Annotated in this window: 13 protein-coding genes and 1 pseudogene; 8 read left to right on the plus strand and 6 right to left on the minus strand. The window is 74.0% G+C overall.

Annotation, left to right across the window (positions count from 1 at the left end):
- Positions 1-4 precede the first annotated feature (4 nt).
- Positions 5-1,675 carry a DEAD/DEAH box helicase gene (locus GA0070618_RS13770; protein ID WP_088981993.1) on the minus strand — a complete coding sequence of 557 codons (1,671 nt, stop codon included), beginning with the start codon at positions 1,673-1,675 and terminating at the stop codon, positions 5-7.
- Positions 1,676-2,026: 351 nt separating this feature from the next.
- Between GA0070618_RS13770 and GA0070618_RS13775 the strand changes: the two genes are divergently transcribed.
- Positions 2,027-2,680 carry a ferritin-like fold-containing protein gene (locus GA0070618_RS13775; protein ID WP_088981994.1) on the plus strand — a complete coding sequence of 218 codons (654 nt, stop codon included), beginning with the start codon at positions 2,027-2,029 and terminating at the stop codon, positions 2,678-2,680.
- A gap of 122 nt (positions 2,681-2,802) precedes the next feature.
- Here the strand turns inward: GA0070618_RS13775 and GA0070618_RS13780 are convergent, their stop codons facing one another.
- The gene (locus tag GA0070618_RS13780) at positions 2,803-3,027 is read right to left on the minus strand and encodes a DUF3107 domain-containing protein (RefSeq protein ID WP_088981995.1); all 225 of its coding nucleotides are present in this window, start codon (positions 3,025-3,027) and stop codon (positions 2,803-2,805) included.
- Positions 3,028-3,091: 64 nt separating this feature from the next.
- Positions 3,092-3,757 carry a TetR/AcrR family transcriptional regulator gene (locus GA0070618_RS13785; RefSeq protein ID WP_088981996.1) on the minus strand — a complete coding sequence of 222 codons (666 nt, stop codon included), beginning with the start codon at positions 3,755-3,757 and terminating at the stop codon, positions 3,092-3,094.
- A gap of 382 nt (positions 3,758-4,139) precedes the next feature.
- Here GA0070618_RS13785 and GA0070618_RS33465 point away from each other — a divergent pair, with 382 nt between their 5' ends.
- The 7 genes and pseudogenes from GA0070618_RS33465 to GA0070618_RS13820 all read left to right on the plus strand — a co-directional run bounded on the left by GA0070618_RS33465 (position 4,140) and on the right by GA0070618_RS13820 (position 13,820).
- Entirely contained in the window at positions 4,140-6,548 is a 2,409-nt protein-coding gene (locus tag GA0070618_RS33465; protein ID WP_331253143.1) for a hypothetical protein, read from the plus strand.
- A 23-nt stretch (positions 6,549-6,571) separates the two neighbouring features.
- A complete protein-coding gene (locus GA0070618_RS13795) occupies positions 6,572-7,531 on the plus strand; it encodes an alpha/beta fold hydrolase (protein WP_088981998.1) in 960 nt (319 codons plus the stop codon).
- A gap of 18 nt (positions 7,532-7,549) precedes the next feature.
- Positions 7,550-8,395 carry a DUF3152 domain-containing protein gene (locus tag GA0070618_RS13800; protein ID WP_088981999.1) on the plus strand — a complete coding sequence of 282 codons (846 nt, stop codon included), beginning with the start codon at positions 7,550-7,552 and terminating at the stop codon, positions 8,393-8,395.
- 448 nt (positions 8,396-8,843) lie between these two features.
- Positions 8,844-10,547 (plus strand): tetratricopeptide repeat protein, encoded by a 1,704-nt coding sequence (locus tag GA0070618_RS13805; protein ID WP_088982000.1) that lies wholly within the window; start codon positions 8,844-8,846, stop codon positions 10,545-10,547.
- A gap of 74 nt (positions 10,548-10,621) precedes the next feature.
- The gene (locus tag GA0070618_RS13810; RefSeq protein WP_088982001.1) at positions 10,622-11,494 is read left to right on the plus strand and encodes a DUF3152 domain-containing protein; all 873 of its coding nucleotides are present in this window, start codon (positions 10,622-10,624) and stop codon (positions 11,492-11,494) included.
- A 118-nt stretch (positions 11,495-11,612) separates the two neighbouring features.
- Positions 11,613-12,861: pseudogene (gene moeZ, locus GA0070618_RS13815) on the plus strand (adenylyltransferase/sulfurtransferase MoeZ).
- A 74-nt stretch (positions 12,862-12,935) separates the two neighbouring features.
- Positions 12,936-13,820 (plus strand): prenyltransferase/squalene oxidase repeat-containing protein, encoded by an 885-nt coding sequence (locus GA0070618_RS13820; protein ID WP_331253157.1) that lies wholly within the window; start codon positions 12,936-12,938, stop codon positions 13,818-13,820.
- Between the two features lie 85 nt (positions 13,821-13,905).
- Here GA0070618_RS13820 and GA0070618_RS13825 read toward each other — a convergent pair whose 3' ends face one another.
- The 3 genes from GA0070618_RS13825 to proB form a co-directional block, all read right to left on the minus strand.
- Positions 13,906-14,922 (minus strand): methyltransferase, encoded by a 1,017-nt coding sequence (locus GA0070618_RS13825; protein ID WP_088982004.1) that lies wholly within the window; start codon positions 14,920-14,922, stop codon positions 13,906-13,908.
- Positions 14,923-15,198: 276 nt separating this feature from the next.
- The gene (locus GA0070618_RS13830; RefSeq protein WP_088982005.1) at positions 15,199-16,443 is read right to left on the minus strand and encodes a glutamate-5-semialdehyde dehydrogenase; all 1,245 of its coding nucleotides are present in this window, start codon (positions 16,441-16,443) and stop codon (positions 15,199-15,201) included.
- Positions 16,444-16,534: 91 nt separating this feature from the next.
- Positions 16,535-17,644: a glutamate 5-kinase gene (proB, locus tag GA0070618_RS13835; RefSeq protein ID WP_088982006.1), complete on the minus strand. Its 1,110-nt coding sequence runs from the start codon at positions 17,642-17,644 to the stop codon at positions 16,535-16,537.
- Positions 17,645-17,677: the final 33 nt, after the last annotated feature.

Raw genomic sequence — 17,677 nt, forward strand, 5'->3', positions numbered from 1 at the left:
TGGGTCAGTCGGCGATCGCCTCGGCGGGCGTACCGGTGGCGGAGCCACTGCGACGGCGACGGCGACGACGGGGCTTCGCCTCGCCCTCGGCGGCGGCACCGGTCGGGCTGCCGGCGGCGGCGTCGTCCGTGATCACCGCGGTCGGCTCACCGTCGGAGACCACCTCCCCGCCCCGGCGGCGACGCCGGCGGCGCGGGGTGCGGGCGGTCTCCTCGTCGGTCACGACGGCCTCGACGGACGGGCCGTCGGGCCGGGTGTCGGAGCCGCGCGGGCGGGAGCGGCGCGGGCGTTCGCCACGCCGGCCACCCTCGCCCCGGCGGCGGCCACCGCCGAGATCCTCCTCGACCTCGGCGGCCAGCCCGGCCCGGGTCCGCTCAGCGGTGGGCAGGGTGCCGGTCATCTCGGTGGAGATGCCCAGGTCGGTGTAGAGGTGGGCGGAGGTGTGGTACGTCTCCGGCGGCTCGGGCAGGTCCAGCCCGAGGGTCTTGTCGATGATCCGCCAGCGCGGCATGTCGTCCCAGTCGACGAAGGTCACCGCGACCCCGGTCGCCCCGGCCCGGCCGGTCCGGCCGATCCGGTGGGTGTAGGTGTCCTGGTCCTCGGGGCAATCGTAGTTGATCACGTGGGTGACGCCGGTGACGTCGATACCCCGGGCGGCCACGTCGGTGGCGACCAGCGTGTCGATCTTGCCGGCGCGGAACGCCCGCAGGGCCCGCTCCCGGGCACCCTGCCCGAGGTCGCCGTGGACGGCGGCGACCGCGAAGCCCCGGAAGTCGAGGTCCTCGGCGACCCGGTCGGCGGCCCGCTTGGTCCGGGTGAAGATCATGGTCAGGCCACGCCCCTCCGCCTGGAGGATCCGGGCCACGATCTCGATCTTGTTCATCGAGTGGGTGCGGTACGCGAGCTGCTGGGTCTGCGGCGACGGGCCGGTCTCGGCGGTGTGCCCGGCGTGGATCGTCACCGGCCGGCGCAGGAAGCGCCGGGAGAGGGTGACGATCGGGTCCGGCATGGTGGCCGAGAAGAGCATCGTCTGCCGGTCCTCCGGCAGCATCGACAGGATCTTCTCGACGTCGTCGAGGAAGCCCAGGTCGAGCATCCGGTCGGCCTCGTCCAGCACCAGCGCGTGCACCCGGTCGAGCCGGAGGTGCTTCTGCTTGGCGAGGTCGAGCAGACGGCCCGGGGTGCCGACGAGGATCTCGACGCCCTTGCGCAGCGCCTCGATCTGCGGCTCGTACGCGACGCCACCGTAGATCGGCAGCACCCGCACGCCCCGCGTGCGGCCTGCGGCGGCGAGGTCCTTCGCCACCTGGATGCCCAGCTCACGGGTGGGTACGACGACCAGCGCCTGCGGCACGCCGTCGCTGCCCTCGCCGGGCGCGAAGACCCGTTCGAGCAGCGGTACGCCGAAGCCGAGGGTCTTGCCGGTGCCGGTCGGGGCCTGGCCGATCAGGTCGGTGCCGCGCAGCGCGATCGGCAGCGCGTACTCCTGGATGGCGAAGGCGCGGGTGATGCCGGCGGCGGCGAGCGCCTCGACGGTCTCCTGCCGTGCGCCGAGTTCGGCGAAGGTGGGCGCTTCCGGGCGAACCGGGGCGGTCGGGGCCAGTTCCTGGCCCTCCGTGGAGAGATCTGTGGGGGCCAGTTCCTGGCCGTCCGTGTGGAGATTCTGTTCGCTCATGTGGTGTTGGGGGTGCCCTCTCGTGGTGCGCCCCGTCATGTCCGCAGGGCGCGTTCGGTATGGCGCGGGCCACACGGTCGGCGGCAGAACGCCATGCCGGACCGGGCCGCACGCGCGCCGTGGGCAGGACGTCTGGCCGGATCGTCGGCCGCACCTGCGGCGGGCGAACATCTCCAACGGCGCCCACGGCAACTGCTCCATACTACCTGGTTAACCCGGATGGCGTCCCGGTCCGGGCAAGGAGCGCTCCACGCGGGGGTCTATATTGTGATGCAGGTCACAATATCTGTGGTTCGGGAATCCGTGATCGGCTGCCCCACGAGCCGTCCCGTTGACGGGTAACCTGCGCTCGTGTCCGCCGCCCCCGCACCCTCGTCCGCCGTCGTCGATCTGCTCGGCCTGGTGGCCCTCGGCGAGCTGTTCGCCTTCGACCGGATGGCCGCCGACGCCCGGCTCGCCCCCGATCTGCGACGCCGGGCCGAGCTGAGCGCCATGGCCGCTGCGGAGATGGTCAACTACCGGCGGCTCGCCGACCGGATCACCGAACTGGGCGCACTGCCCGACGACGCGATGGCGCCGTACGTGACGGCGTTGCAGGCGTACCACGACTCGACCGAGCCGAAAGACTGGCTGGAGGCGGTGACCAAGGCGTACGTCGGGGACGCCATCGCCGACGACTTCATCCGGCAGATCGCCGACGCGCTGGTCGAGCCGGACCGGCAACTGGTCCTCGACGTGCTGCACGACTCCCGGTACGCCGACTTCGCCGCCGCCGAGATCAGGGCGGCGATCGAGGCGGACCCCCGGGTGGCCAACCGGCTCTCCATGTGGGCGCGACGGCTGGTGGGGGAGGGGCTCTCCCAGGCGGGCCGGGTGGCCGCCGCCGACCGGGGCACGCTGACCGGGCTGATCGCGCGGGGCGAGGACGGGGACCCGCAGAAACTGTTCCGCAACCTGACCGCCGCGCACACCGCGCGGATGGGCGCGGTCGGACTCAACAACTGAACATTCGACCGGGACGCACCGTCACCGGTCGTGCCGGGCACCGGTCTCGCGGCGCTCCGGCGCCGAGTCCGCGGCAGGTGAACTTCCGACACCTGCCGCGGCGACCCGGGTGGACCGGCCCGTCAGCGGACGGTGAACCCGACGGCGCGCGGCGCGGCCTCGGCGATCTCCACGTAGGCGAGCTTGCTGACCGGGACGATCACCCGCCGGCCCTTCTCGTCGGTCAGCGAGAGCGTCCCGTCGCCGGCGATGGCGTCGGTCACGATCTGCTCGATCTCGGCCGGCGACTGCGCGCTCTCCATGACCAGCTCACGCGGCGCGTACTGCACGCCGATCTTGACCTCCACTGTGCCTCCTCATCCGGGCGAAACGACCGCCCTGGGAAGGCTAGCCGATCCGGGCAGGTGATGGTCACGGTGACTCGGTTTGCCCCGCCCCCGCGGCCGGCTCACCCTGCAACGGGAAGCTGGCGATGCCCCGCCAGGAGAGGGCGGCGAGCAACGCCTCCGCCTCCGCCTTCGGCACCTGCCGTCCCCCGCCCAACCAGAACTGCGCGGCGGTCTCGGCCGCCCCCACCAGTCCGGACGCGAGCAGTTCGGCGTGCGCCCGGCTGACCCCGGTGTCCGAGATGATCGTGTCGGTGATCGCCGAGATGCAGCCCTGCTCGACCCGCTCCACCCGCTGGCGGACGGCCGGGTCGTTGCGCAGGTCCGACTCGAAGACCAGGCGGAACGCCTCGCTCTCGTGGTCCATGAAGTCGAAGTACGCCCGGACCGCGCCGCTGACCCGCTCCTTGTTGTCGCTGGTCCCCCGCATCGCCTCGTGCACCTTGGCCAGGAACCCGTCGCAGTGGGTGTCCAGCAGGGCGAGGTAGAGCTCCAGCTTCCCCGGGAAGTGCTGGTAGAGGACGGGCTTCGAGACCCCGGCCCGCTCGGCGATGTCGTCCATCGCCGCGGCGTGGTAGCCCTGCGCGACGAACACCTCCTGGGCCGCCGCGAGCAGCTGCTTGCGCCGCGCCGACCGGGGCAGGCGCGTGGGACGACCCGCCGTCTGTGAGCCGTTCCCCACAGCTGTCATGGGAACCTCCGATGTTCCTCGTACGGGCCGGTACTCCTACCCAGACCGGCCGGATCACTCGCCCCGCCGTGGAATTTGGCCCGCCGCTGTAACTTATCGCCACTGTCACCACACGGTAGCCTCAGCGGGGGCGACCAAGGAGCGCGCGGTGGATGAAACAGGGCAACCCGGTGCCGCCACCCCGGGAGAGCACGGCGATGGGACGGGTCAGCAGGATGACCTGGCCCACTCGACCAGCGCATGGGCGCCATCGGGCGCCGGCTGGTCCCGTGCCGCCGACGACGGGTTCCGGGGGGAACCGGCCCGAACCCAGTGGCGTCCCTCCGACCCGGGCCACGGCTGGGCCTCGTCGTCTCCGCAGCACGGCGACCTGCCTGCCCCGATGCCCGGGGCCGACGAGGTGAGCGAGCTGCCGAGCCGGGTCAACGGCCGGCGGCTCAACGGCCACGCCCTCCGCGACGACGCCCCGGGCGGGCGACAGGTGCCGGTCAGCGCGCCTCCCGGCCCGGCCGGTGACCCCGACCACGGGCGGCTCGCCGTCCCGGCGCAGCGGCCCTCGCCCGCCCTGGAGCAGACCGGTGAGCCCGGTCGGGAGGCCGCCGCTCTCCGTCATCCCACCGGCGGGCAGCCGGTGCTGCCCTCGGACGACACCGCCGTCCGTCATCCCACCGGCGGATACCCGGTGGTGGAGGCCGGCGGGGCGACGACGCGTCCGGCGGTGGACCCCGGGGCGCTCCGTCATCCCACCGGTGGGCACCCGACGCTCTCCGCCGAGGGCCGGCCGGCGCGGCACGCCTCGGACGGGCCCCCGGCCACGCACGCGGAACACCCAGCCGAGGGGAGCCGCCCGACATCGGTGCCCCCGGCGCAGTCGTCCGCCGCCGACCCGGAGCGCCGGCCCTGGAACACGCCCACCGAACCGGAGCGTCCGAGCTGGGCCGGGGGCGGCTGGGCGCCGCCGTGGTCCCAGGAGGGTGGCGGTGGCCGGCGGTCCCGCGCCGAGCGGCACCGTGAGGACGACGAGCCGACCGGTCGCCGGTTCCGCGAGGAACGGCCGGCCGAGGACGTGCCGCCCACCTGGGCACCGCCGTCCGACGCCCGGGAGCCCGAGTCGCGTCGTCTCCCCGACGCCGTCCGGGCCCCGTCGACCGACTCCACCGTCCCCCGGTCACCGTCGCCGGAGCCCCTTCCCGGCCGGACCCCCCGGCCGGAGCCCGCTCCCGACCGAACACCGGCGGCCGAGGCCGGTACGCCGTACCGGGTCGCGGCGAGCGGTGACGCGCGGATGCCGTCGGGGGAGGCCGCGCCGTACCGGGCCGCCGGGCGACGCTCCTACGAGCCGGAGGCCGAGCCGCGCCGACCGTATCCGCCGGTGGACCAGAACACCTGGGCGGGCCGCCCGACGGCCGCGCCATCCAGCGCCCCACCCGGGCCGCCCCCGGCCGAACCGGCGGAGCCGCCCGGCGTCCGTCCCGAGACCCGTACCGTCCGGCCCTTCCGACTCCGGCCCGAGGCCGCCGAAGCCGATCATCCCCCGTCGGCTGGTCGCCACCCGGACCGCGCCGGAGCCGGTCGGCTCGCGGCACCCGCCACGAGCGCGGCCGGGCGCGTCGATCCCACCCTGCCCGCGCCCGCTCCGGCGAGCGCACCCCCGTACACGGCCCGTCGATCCGCGCCCGACCCGGTGTCCCCGGCTCCGTCCACCGTCGCCGACCGGCATCCGGGCGGCACGCCGGCGGTGCTGCCCCAGCGCGTACCCGCCGAGCCGGATGTGCCCGTCGTGCCGGAGCCGCCAGCCGTGGATCCCCCCGCCCAGACCCCCGAACCCGCCCGCATCGCCACCCACCTGAGACGGGAGGACGAGTCGGCACCGCCGCAGGAACGCCCCGAGGGTTTCGACGTCGACGCGATCCTCGACGCCGTCCGGGGCGTCACCGGGGTGCGCGACGCGTCGCTGCGCCGCACCGCGGCCGGCGCGCACAGCCTGCGGCTCGACCTCTCCGACGGGGCGGACGCGGCCGAGGTGAGTCGTATGGTCGCCCGGCTGCTCCAGGAACGGATGGGGTTGGCCGCCGCGCCGCAGAACGTGCCCGGTCCGGTGCCCGCGCCCGACCCGCCGGTGCGCCGCCGCATCGCGCCGCCCCCGCCCGAGGGTCGGGCCGAGGTGCCGACCGACGTACGCCGTCGTCGCCGGCAACCCGGCATACCCCAGGGCCGGGCCAGCGTGGAGGAGCAGCTCAGCCCCTGGGCCGCCTTCGGTGGCGGGGGCGCCGGAAGCCCCATGGGGGCCACCGGGAGCCCGGCGACGCTGGGTGCCTCGTACTCAGGTGGGCAGCGGACCACGACGGAGACCGCGCCGTCCCGGCCGCTGGACACCGGCGGTGCCCCCGGCCCCCGGGTGGTGATCGACCACGTGCAGGTCAGCACCTTCGGCCTCGACGCGGACGTCGAGGTACGCCTGCTGGCCGGCGCGCGTGACGCCTCCGGTCGCGCCGTCGGACCAGCCGTCGACGGGTACGTCCTGCGCCTCTGCGCGGTGGCCGCCGCGGCGGCCGTCGACGAACTGCTCCGGGTCGCCGGCTCCGGGCGCGGGCGGTGCTTTGTCGAGCACGCCGCCGTGGTGCCCTTCGGCACATGCGAGGTGGCCACGGTGGTGGTCCTGCTGGTCTGCGACGGCTGGGTCGAGCAGTTGGCCGGTTCGGCACTGGTCTCCGGCGCCGACCCCCGGCAGGCCGTGGTGCGGGCCACCCTCGCCGCGGTCAACCGTCGATTGGAAGCGCTGCTGACCTGAGCGTCCGGCGGCAGACTGGAAACATGAAGCCCGCGACGCTCGGTCCGGACGATCTGCTCCCCGCCGACCGGATCCCGCCGCCCTGGCCCGGCCGGTCGGTGCTCCTCGACGGCTCGGTCATCCACGTCCGGGACACGCCGGCCACCGCGCCGGACGCGGAACCGGCGCTCTACGTGCACGGCCTGGCCGGATCGGCGCAGAACTGGACCGACCTGGCCGGGCTGCTCGCCGGCCGGCTGGACGGCCAGGCCGTCGACCTGCCCGGATTCGGGCACAGCGACCCGGCCCGCCGCTACACCATCGGGTCCTTCGCCGACCGGATCGTCCGGTGGATCGAGCACTCCGACCGGGGGCCGGTGCACCTGTTCGGCAACTCGCTGGGCGGGGCGGTCGCGGTCCGGGTGGCGGCGCTGCGACCCGAGCTGGTCCGGACGTTGACGCTGATCTCGCCGGCCCTGCCCTTCCTCGACTTCCGCCGCTCGTTGCAGGGGCGGATGCTGCCCCTGCTGGTGATCCCCCGGGGCGAGCGACTGGCCGCCTGGCGGCTGGCCCAACTGGCTCCCGAGCTGATGGCCCAGCAGGTGTTGGAGGCGTGCATCGCCGACCTGACCCGGATCGGCGAGCAGCGCCGCCGTGAGGCGCTGGAGGAGCTCCGGCTCCGGCACCAGACCGAGCACCACGCCGCCGCGTACGTGCGCACGTTCCGGGGCATCGTCTCCAGCTTCCTGCGGTCGTACCTGCCCGGCTCGGGTTCGCTGTGGCGGATGGCCGCCGCGGTGCGGGCCCCGACGCTGGTGATCGGCGGACGGCAGGACCGGCTGGTCGACGTACGGGTGGCGCCGCAGACGGCCCGGGTGATCCCGGACAGCCGGCTGCTGATGCTGGATGCCGGGCACGTGGCCCAGATGGAGCTGCCCCGTACGGTGGCCCGTGCGGTTCTGGGACTTCTCGACGACGTGGCGAAAGTGCGTGACCGGGGGTGACGTGGCACCCTGAGCGGGATGTCCACGACTTCCTCCCGCCCGCGCCGTCCACATCGGAGGGTCCTGGCATACGCCCTGGCCGCGTCGACCGTCGCGGTCGTGGTCGCGGCCGTGACGGCCGTGCTGCCCGCCCGGTCCGGCACCCGACCGGCCACCACCGGTTCGGCGGCCGTCGAGCCGACCACGGCCGGACCGGTCGGTCCTCTCGTCGCGTTGTCGCCCACGCCGTCGCCGAGTGTCACCGCGTCCCCGCCCCTGCTGCGGATGCCGGGTCCGGTGCCGTCGGCCGGGCGGGGCACCTTCGGCTACGACGACCAGCCGGGTGAGCTGCTGGGCCGTGCCGGCACCCTGCGCCGCTACCGGGTGGCGGTGGAGACAGGTTCCGGGGAGGACGTCCGGGCGTTCGGCGCCGAGGTGGAGCAGGTACTCGCCGCGCCGGGCAGCTGGATCGGCAGCGGACGGCTCCGCCTGCAACGGGTCCCGGGGAACGCGCCGCACGACTTCACCGTCTATCTGGCGACCCCCGGGACGGCGGGCCGGATGTGTGCGGCGGGCGGGGTGAACATCCGGGTCGGTGGTCGGCCGTACACCTCGTGCCGGGCCCCCGGGAAGGTGATCCTCAACCTCGACCGGTGGCGGACGTCGGTGCCGCACTTCGTCGACGCCGGGGTGCCGTTGACGGTCTACCGGGCGTACGTGGTGAACCACGAGGTGGGCCACGAGCTGGGATACCGGCACGAGCGCTGCCCGAAGCCGGGGCGGCCGGCGCCGGTGATGATGCAGCAGACGCTTTTCCTGAAGGGCTGTGTCGCGAACCCGTGGCCGTTCCTCGACGGCCAGCGGTATGCCGGCCCCCGGCTCTGAGTTCCTCCCCCGGAAATGACTCAGGGTATTGCCTTTCGCACAATAGGTGAGTCGCCGCAGGGTCATCTGGTCCGGTGCCGCCACTAATTGCCGGAATCGGCACGGGATAAATGTGATGCCGGCTCGCGCCGGCCACTTGACCGCGCGCGCCGATCACTTGGCGACCGGCCCCGCACCCACGGTGACCAGCTACGTACCCGGTGGCTTCGCGCGGCGAAACCGTCGCGGCACCGTCGCGAGAACCCTTCATATATCGACAGATCAGGTTTACGCTCGGGCGGTCCTGAAGTGAATCACAATGGAGGTCCGATGAGGAAGATGGCCATTCGTCGTACGAGCGCCCTGCGCCTGGTGTCCGGCGCCCGCCGGCTCTGGTTCGAGTGGTGCTGGTAGTTGCCGGCCGGGCGGGCGTCCCCGGGCGCCCGCCCATGCGGCGATCGGCCCGGCCGTGACCGACGTGTCCGGCGACTACGACTGCCACCGCGACCTCGGGCCGTACGCCGGGGTCGCCGACTTCCTCGGCCACGTCGCCACCGACCGTCCCCGCCTGGCCGCCCGCCACCGGGTCGAGCTGCACGCCATCGCGCCCGGCCTCGACCGGACGGCACGCCCCGCGGCGGAGGAGGAGCCGATCCGGTTCCATCCGGCGCGACGCACCGCCTGCCTGGCCTACGGCGCCGCCGAGTTCGTGGCGGCCTGGGCGGACCGGCTCCGCCGCCCCGTCACGGTACGGTTCTCCCACGTCGCCGAAGCCGACGAGACCACCCGCGAGCTGATCGAGACCCTGGTCCGCCGGGTCGGGTCGTCCCCGCTGAAGCTGGCTCTGCGCGACGGCGGCGACCGCCCGGCGACGGTGGCAGACCCGGCGCCGGAAGCCGTACGCGCCGCCCTCGGTGACAGCCTGGCGCGCGGCTTCTACCACCACGCGGCCCGGGTCGCCCGGGACGGTCGCGCCACGGTCACCCCGGTCGACGATCTGCGGCACTGGTGGGCGTTCACCACCGGCCTGGCCACCGCCCTGGTGGCGCTGGACCGCCCCACCGAGGCCCTGGGGCTCTACGACGAGGTGCGAGCCACCACCGACGACCGGAAGATCACCATGTCGGCGGCGTACTCCACCGCCATGCTGTACGCCCGGCACCTGCCCGCGGGCGACCAGGAGCCGGAACGGGCCCGCCACTGGCTGGAACGGGCCCTCGACCTCGCCGCCGGCCTCGACGATCCCCGGCAGCGCACGATCTCCACCGTCTTCTACGAGCAGGGCCTGGCGCTGCTGGACAGCAGGGCCGGTGAACCCGACCGCGCGCTACGGCTGATCGACGACGGCCTGGCCCGGCTGTCGGCGGTGCTCGCCCCCGGCGAGCGCCCACAGGACCTGGCCCGGCTTCGTCACAACCGGGCGCAGGTGCACCTCGCCCTCGGCGATCCGGTACGGGCCCTGGCCGACCTGGACACGGTGATCGCCCACGACCCGGGCAACTGCGAGTACTACGTGGACCGCGCGGCCCTGCACCGGGCGGCGGGCCGCTACCGCGCCGCGATCAGGGACTACGGCACCGCGATCCGGCTGGGTCCGCACCTGCCCGAGGCGTACTACAACCGGGCGGTGCTCCAGCAGGAGCGGGGCCGTGTCGATCGGGCCCGCGACGACCTGGAGCGCGTGCTCGCCATCGACCCCGGGCACCTCGACGCCCGGATCGCCCTGGTCAACCTGCACCGGGAGCGCGGCGCGCTCGACGCGGCCGAGGCCGGCGCGCGGGCCGGGCTGGCCCGTGCGCCCCGGGACGCCGCCCTGCTGTGCACCCTCGGGTTGATCTGCTCGGAGCGAGGCAGCGCCGCCGAGGCCGACGACCTGCTCACCCGGGCCCTGGCACAGGATCCGGAACTGGTGGAGGCGTGGACCAACCGGGCGGCCGTCCGGTTCGAACGCGGTGAGGTCGCCGCCGCCGTGGCCGACCTGGACCGGGCGGTCGCGCTGTCGGTGGCGCCCGTGCCGCGCTTCAACCGGGGTACGGCGTTGATGCGACTGGGCCGGTGGGACGAGGCCGCCCGGGACTTCTCCCACGCTCTCGCCCAACCCGGTCTGGACCGGGCGCTGCGCCGTGACCTCCGGGCGGCACTCGCCCGCTGCCAGCGCACGGTGGCTGGGTGACCGTCGGACCGCAGGTGTGCGGCTTTATAGGCGAATCAGGAGATTAATTCTGATTTACCGGGCATCCTGCTGGTATGCGACCGTTTACCCCTTCCGGCGGGCCCGTTGTTCCCGCCGACCCGGCCGGTGGCCCTCCCGCCGGGGTGGCCGGAGCGGTGACGGATGCCGGCCGCCGTCGGTCCCGCCTCCGCGCACTGCTGGCCGTGCTGGTGGCCGGGGCGGCGGCGCTGGCCCTGCTCTGGTCCGCCACCACCTCGACCGGCCCCGGGCCGTGGGGGCGGACCGAGGGCGGCGGCGTCCCGGCCCCCGGTTCGGGCCCGTCGACCGAGCCGGACGACCGGCCCACGACCGCCCGGAGTGACCACGGCGAGCAGCGTCGAGCCGCCGACGAGGGCGGTCGTTTCCTGACGGCGGCAGGCGGGTCGCCGGTGGCCGGCACCGACGGTCCGGTCCACCGGTACCGGGTCGACGTGGAGGCCGGCACCGGACAGGACCCGGCCGACTTCGCCGACGCGGTCGACGCGACGCTGGCCGATCCCCGCAGCTGGATCGCCTCGGGCGAACTGCGGGTGCAGCGGGTCGCCGGGTCGGAGCCGGCGGACTTCACCGTCTACCTCGCCACCGCCGCCACCTCGGAGCGGATGTGCGCCGAGGGCGGCCTGCACACCGCCGGCTACACCTCCTGCCGGCTGCCGGGAAAGGTGATCATCAACCTGGACCGGTGGCTCACCGCGGTGCCGGACTACGCCGCGCCGCTGGGCGTCTACCGGGCGTACGTGATCAACCACGAGGTCGGGCACGAGTTCGGCGAGCTGCACGAGGCCTGCCCCGGCCCCGGCCGTCCCGCCCCGGTCATGCAGCAGCAGACGTACGGCCTGGCCGGCTGCGTCGCCAACGCCTGGCCGTACGTCGACGGCCGCCGGTACGCCGGTGACCTCGTCCCCTGACCCGCGTCGGCACCGCGCCGCCGCCCGGCGCGAGCTCTACGGGCGGCGGTCGTCCCGGCCGGTCGGGCGGGACCGCCGGTTATTCCCGCTCCCGCATGTCGGGCGGGTGTCCCTCCTCATGGCCGACCAGCGGCCCGGCGAGCAACAATGGCGCGGCAACCAACGCCGATCCCGGGGAGTCCACCGTGTCGTTGCCCCCGCTCGTCGAACCTGCCGCCGAGCTGACCGTTGACGAGATCCGCCGCTACTCGCGCCACCTGATCATCCCGGACGTCGGGGTGGAGGGGCAGAAGCGGCTGAAGAACGCCCGGGTGCTCTGTGTGGGCGCGGGCGGCCTCGGCTCGCCCGCCCTGATGTACCTCGCGGCGGCCGGCGTGGGGACGCTCGGCATCATCGACTTCGACACGGTCGACGAGTCCAACCTCCAGCGCCAGGTCATCCACGGCCAGTCCGACGTCGGCCGGTCAAAGGCCGAGTCCGCCGCCGCCACGGTCCGCGAGATCAACCCGCTGGTCACCGTCGAGATCCACAACACCGCGCTGGACCGGGACAACGTCCGGGACATCTTCTCCCGGTACGACCTGATCGTCGACGGCACCGACAACTTCGCCACCCGGTACATGGTCAACGACGCGGCGGTGCTGCTCGGCAAGCCGTACGTCTGGGGGTCGATCTACCGCTTCGACGGCCAGGCGTCGGTGTTCTGGGCCGAGCACGGCCCCTGCTACCGCTGCCTCTACCCGGAGCCCCCGCCGCCCGGCATGGTCCCCTCCTGCGCCGAGGGTGGCGTGCTCGGCGTGCTCTGCGCGTCGATCGGCTCGATCCAGGTCAACGAGGCGATCAAGCTGCTCGCCGGCATCGGCGAGCCGCTGGTCGGCCGGCTGATGGTCTACGACGCCCTGGAGATGAGCTACCGCAAGATCAAGGTTCGGAAGGACCCGGACTGCGTCCTCTGCGGCGAGAACCCGACCGTCACCGACCTGCTGGAGGACTACGAGGACTTCTGCGGCGCGGTCTCGGTCGAGGCCCAGGAGGCGGTGGTCGACGCGACCATCACCGCCACCGAGCTGAAGGAGTGGCAGGACGCCGGCAAGGACGTCTTCCTGGTCGACGTCCGGGAGCCGGCCGAGTACGAGATCGTCCGCATCCCCGGGGCCACCCTGATCCCCAAGGGCGAGATCCTCTCCGGCGAGGCGCTGGCGAAGTTCCCGCAGGACCGGCAGATCGTGCTGCACTGCAAGTCCGGCGTCCGCTCCGCCGAGGCGCTCGCCGCGCTCAAGGCGGCCGGATTCTCCGACGCGGTGCACGTCCAGGGTGGCGTGCTCAGCTGGATCAAGCAGATCGATCCCTCGCTGCCCGCGTACTGATTCGTCCACTTAGGGGCCCCGCCGACCGGCGGGGCCCCTAACACGTCCGCCCCCGGTTCGCGTACCCCCGCCAGCTGGGGTTTCGTCGGCCGAGCTACCGAGGCGCGGAACCGGCCGGCGTCGGTAGCGTCGTCGTCGTGGTCGATCTGGACGGTGCTATCGGCTTCGTCGTGGCGCACGGTGACGCGGTGGAGCGTGCGCGACTCAGCTGGCTCCGCGCCGGCACGCCGCCTCCGCCGGAGATCCTCGACCTGGCCGAGGTGGGGCGGACGCGCGACGGCGGCTGGCCGGCGATGTGGGCGGGTGAGGTCACCTCGGTGGACGCGACCTGCTTCCGCCTCGGCGAGCTGGACGACCTCGGCGCGCTCGACCGTCCGGCCGCCCGGACGGCGCTGGACTGGCTCGCCTCCCGCCAGCAGCCCGACGGCTGCTGGGAGGAGGACGTAGCGCTGGCCGACAGCGCCCCGGCCTGGGCGCTTCCCGGGGACCCGGAGGCGCGGCTCTTCCTCACCGCGAACGCCGCCTTCCGGCTCAGCGTCGCCGGCCGCGACGCCCGGTCCGCCGGCCCGCTCGACGACCGGGTGGGCGGGGCGTACGCCGGTGTCGTGCACGCCGCCGCCCGCGCCCTGGCCGACGCCCTCCGCCCCGACGGCACCTGGCCGTCGTACCTGCCGGTGGGCTGGCTGAGCGCCGCCGTGCTGCACCTCCAGCAGATGTACGACGAGGCGGCGCGGATCCGGGCGGTGCTCGACGAGCGGATGCGTGACATGTCCTCGGCCGACGCGGCCTGGCTGGCGGCGACCCTGCGCCGGGTGGACGTGCCGGCGGCGGAGTGGACGCTGGTGGCCGCCCGCCACCGGCTCGCCAGCACACAACGCACCGACGGCGGCTGGAGCAGCGACGACGGCCACCAGTTCGACGTGCACACCACCCTCGCGGTGATCCGCGCCTTCCGCTGAACCCGGTTTGCCGATGAGCAGGGGCTCCCTGTTACGCACCAGGCGGTAACAGGGGACCCCTGCTCACACCCCGGACGCGACCGGCTCAGGGGCGGCGGGCCACCACCGCCCCGTTGGCCCCCGGCGCGTCGAACGTGATCGTCCGTACGTCGGTGAAGCCGGCGTCGGTCAGCCAGGCGGTGTACTCGGCGCCGGAGTAGTTCCGGCCGCCCTCGGTCTCGACCAGCATGGTCATGCCCATCAGGGCCGCTGCCGGCGGACCGGTGCGTTCGTCGTTGAGCAGCAGCTCGCAGATCACGATCGCGCCGCCGGAGGGGAGCGCGTCGTGGCACTTGGCCAGGATCGACCGGTTCTGCGCCTCGTCCCAGTCGTGCAGGATCATGCTCAGCAGGATCACGTCGTGGCCGGTCGGCAGCGCCCGGTCGGTGAGGAAGTTGCCGCTGGCCGTGCCGATCCGGTCGGCGAGTCCGACGGCGTCGACCTTCGCCTCCGCCTTGGCCGTGACGTGCGGCAGGTCGAAGACGGTGGCCCGCAGTTCCGGGTACTGCCGGCACAGCTCGATCGGGAAGGCCCCGGCCCCGCCGCCGACGTCGAGCAGCCGCCGGTGCGCGCCGAAGTCGTACGTCTCACCGAGCGCCCGTGCGGTGAAGGCCGAGGTGGAGTACATCGCCTCCCAGAACAGCGCCAGCATCTCCGGGTCGGCGGTGGTGAACAGCGACTCCTGCGTCTCCGGGTCCCAGGTCAGCGGCCGGTCGGTGCGCAGCGCCTCGCCGAGCCGGTGGTAGGGCAGGTAGGTGCGCTCGTCGCAGTAGCGCACCTGGCCGCCGAAGTAGTGCGGCCGACCCGGGACGAGGAACTCCTCGGCCAGCGCGGTGTTGCGGTAGCCGTCGCCGGCCCGTTCCAGCAGACCGAGGGAGGCGCACGCGGAGAGCAGCAGGTCCGCCGGCCGTTCGGGAAGCTCGAACTCCTTCTCGGCGTCCTGCCGGGTGACCACCCGCCCTCCGGCGAGCCGCCCGAACAGGTCGAGTTCGACGGCGGCGGCGAGGGTCTTGAAGGCCCAGTAACCGGACACGAGTTGCATGAGGGGAGTGGGGGTGATCATGAAGACATGTGATCATTTTTCCCCGTGGTTGGGTGTCGGCAATCCGATAGTCCGTCTCGGCGTGTCAACTGGCCGGACACGCTCGGTGAGGTCGGTGTCGCCCCTGAGGCCCTGCTCCCTGCGTCTCGGCCCGCCGCCGCTCCGCTCGCCGGTCCGCCTCGGCCGCGTTGGTCCGCTCCCGGCCGCGTCGGTCCGTCTCGGCCTCGTCGGTCGGGACCGGGTGTCGGCTGGTCCCGGTCGGGCCGGCGCACCCGCCGAACCCGACCGGGAACGCGGTCAGCCGCGCAGGTGGCCGTCGCCGGTGACCACGTACTTCGTGCTGGTCAGCTCGGGCAGGCCCATCGGCCCCCGGGCGTGCAGCTTCTGGGTCGAGATGCCGATCTCCGCGCCGAAGCCGAACTCGCCGCCGTCGGTGAACCGGGTCGAGGCGTTCACCATCACCGCCGCCGAGTCCACCCGGGCCACGAACTCCCGGGCCGCGCTCTGCGAGTCGGTGACGATCGCCTCGGTGTGGCCGCTGCCGTACCGCCGGATGTGCGAGACCGCCGCGTCCAGCGAGTCGACGACGGCGGCCGAGATGTCCGCCGACAGGTACTCGGTGGCGAAATCCTCGTCGGTGGCGGGCACCACCGAGGCCGAGTACGCGGCCACCCGCGCGTCACCGTGCACGGTCACCCCGGCCTCGGCGAAGGCGGCCAGCATCGGCGGCAGGAACGCGTCCGCGACGTCGGCATGCACCAACAGCGACTCGGCGGTGTTGCAGGTGGAGAGGCGCTGCGTCTTGGCGTTCAGGGTGATCGCCACCGCCTTCGCCAGGTCGGCGGCGGCGTCCACGTAGACGTGGCAGTTGCCCACCCCGGTCTCGATCACCGGCACGGTCGACTCCTCGACCACCGTCCGGATCAGCGACGCCCCGCCGCGCGGAATCAGCACGTCCACCAGGCCCCGGGCCCGCATCAGCTCCTTGACCGAGTCGCGTGAGGTGGCGTCGAGCAACTGCACCGCGTCCGCCGGCAGCCCGGCCGAGGCGACCGCGTCGCGCAGCACCGCCACCAGCGCCGCGTTCGAGTGGGCCGCCGAGGACGACCCGCGCAGCAGCGCCGCGTTGCCGGACTTCAGGCAGATCCCGGCGGCGTCGACCGTTACGTTCGGGCGGGCCTCGTAGATGATCCCGACCACCCCGAACGGCACCCGGATCTGCCGCAGCTCCAACCCGTTCGGCAGCGTCGAGCCGCGCACCACCTCACCGACCGGGTCGGGCAGCGCCGCCATCTGCCGCAGCGCGTCGGCGATCCCGGCCACCCGTCCCGCGTCCAGCGCCAGCCGGTCCAGCACGGCCGCGCTCAACCCGGCCTCGCGCCCGGACGCCAGGTCCGCCGCGTTCGCGGTCAGGATCTCCGGCGTACGCGCCACCAGCGCGTCGGCCATCGCGTGCAGGGCGGCGTCCTTCGCGGTCCGCGTCGCCACGGCCAACGCCCCCGCCGCCTCCCGCGCCCGACGGGCCTGCTCGGTAACGCTCATCTCTCACCTTCCCTGTTAGGAAGGGCCCCCTGTTACCGCCTTTTGCGTAGCAGGGGACCCCTGCAACCACCTGAACCCGGCGCACCCGCCGTCACAGCAGCACCAGGTCGTCGCGGTGGACCACTTCACGTTCGTACGCCGGACCGAGCGCCGCGGCGAGTTCGGAGGTGGAGCGTCCGAGCAGGCCGGGCAGCTCCACCGCGTCGTAGTTGACCAGCCCCCGGGCGACCGGCGCGCCCCCGGAGTCGACCAGGTCCACCGGATCTCCGGCGGTGAACGCGCCGTCGACGGCGGTGATCCCGGCCGGGAGGAGGGACTTGCGCCGGCCCACCACGGCCTGGACCGCACCCGGGTCGAGATGCAGGCGGCCCCGCGGGGAGGTGGCGTGGGCGAGCCAGAAGAGCCGGGCGGTGGGCCGTTGGCGTACCGGGTGGAAGAAGGTGCCCACCGGCTCGCCGGCCAGCGCGGCGGCGGCCAGCGGCGCGGCGGTGAGCACCACCGGGATGCCGAAACCGGTGGCGATCCGGGCCGCCTCGACCTTGGTCACCATGCCGCCGGTGCCCACCCCGGCCCGGCCCGCCCCGCCGATCTCCACCCCGGCGAGGTCCCCCTCGCCGTGGACCTCGGTGATCCGGGTGGAGTCGGGTCGGCGCGGGTCGCCGGTCCAGAGCGCGTCGACGTCGGAGAGGAGCACCAGCAGGTCGGCGTGGACCAGCGCGGCCACCAGCGCGGCGAGCCGGTCGTTGTCGCCGAACCTGATCTCCTCGGTGGCCACCGTGTCGTTCTCGTTGACGATCGGCACCGCCCGCAGGTCGAGCAGCTTGCGCAGGGTCCGGTACGCGTTGCGGTAGTGCGCCCGCCGGGTGACGTCGTCGACGGTGAGCAGCACCTGCCCGACGGTCAGCCCGTGCCGGGCGAAGCTGGTCGCGTACCGGCCGATCAGCAGGCCCTGCCCGACGCTCGCGGCGGCCTGCTGGGTGGCCAGGTCGCGGGGGCGGCGGGGCAGGCCGAGTGGGGCGAGCCCGGCGGCGATCGCGCCGGAGGAGACCAGGACCACCTCCCGTCCGTGCCCGGCCCACCCGGCGAGGGCGTCCACCAGGGCCGTCACGCGTGCCTCGTCCAGCCCCCCGTCGGCGGTGGTCAGGGAGGAGGAGCCGATCTTGACGACGACGCGTCGGGCTGAGGTGACTGCTTCGCGCACCCGCCCATTCTGCGTGGTCGGTCCTGCTCAGCC

The sequence above is a fragment of the Micromonospora echinospora genome, assembly GCF_900091495.1.
GTDB classification, from domain to species: domain Bacteria; phylum Actinomycetota; class Actinomycetes; order Mycobacteriales; family Micromonosporaceae; genus Micromonospora; species Micromonospora echinospora.

Bases quoted from the DNA above. Each gene is read 5' to 3' on its own strand.
- GA0070618_RS13770 (WP_088981993.1), bottom strand. From the start codon at position 1,675: ATGAGCGAACAGAATCTCCACACGGACGGCCAGGAACTGGCCCCCACA.
- GA0070618_RS13785 (WP_088981996.1), bottom strand. From the start codon at position 3,757: ATGACAGCTGTGGGGAACGGCTCACAGACGGCGGGTCGTCCCACGCGC.
- GA0070618_RS33465 (WP_331253143.1), top strand. From the start codon at position 4,140: ATGCCCGGGGCCGACGAGGTGAGCGAGCTGCCGAGCCGGGTCAACGGC.
- GA0070618_RS13795 (WP_088981998.1), top strand. From the start codon at position 6,572: ATGAAGCCCGCGACGCTCGGTCCGGACGATCTGCTCCCCGCCGACCGG.
- GA0070618_RS13800 (WP_088981999.1), top strand. From the start codon at position 7,550: ATGTCCACGACTTCCTCCCGCCCGCGCCGTCCACATCGGAGGGTCCTG.
- GA0070618_RS13810 (WP_088982001.1), top strand. From the start codon at position 10,622: ATGCGACCGTTTACCCCTTCCGGCGGGCCCGTTGTTCCCGCCGACCCG.
- GA0070618_RS13825 (WP_088982004.1), bottom strand. From the start codon at position 14,922: ATGATCACCCCCACTCCCCTCATGCAACTCGTGTCCGGTTACTGGGCC.
- GA0070618_RS13830 (WP_088982005.1), bottom strand. From the start codon at position 16,443: ATGAGCGTTACCGAGCAGGCCCGTCGGGCGCGGGAGGCGGCGGGGGCG.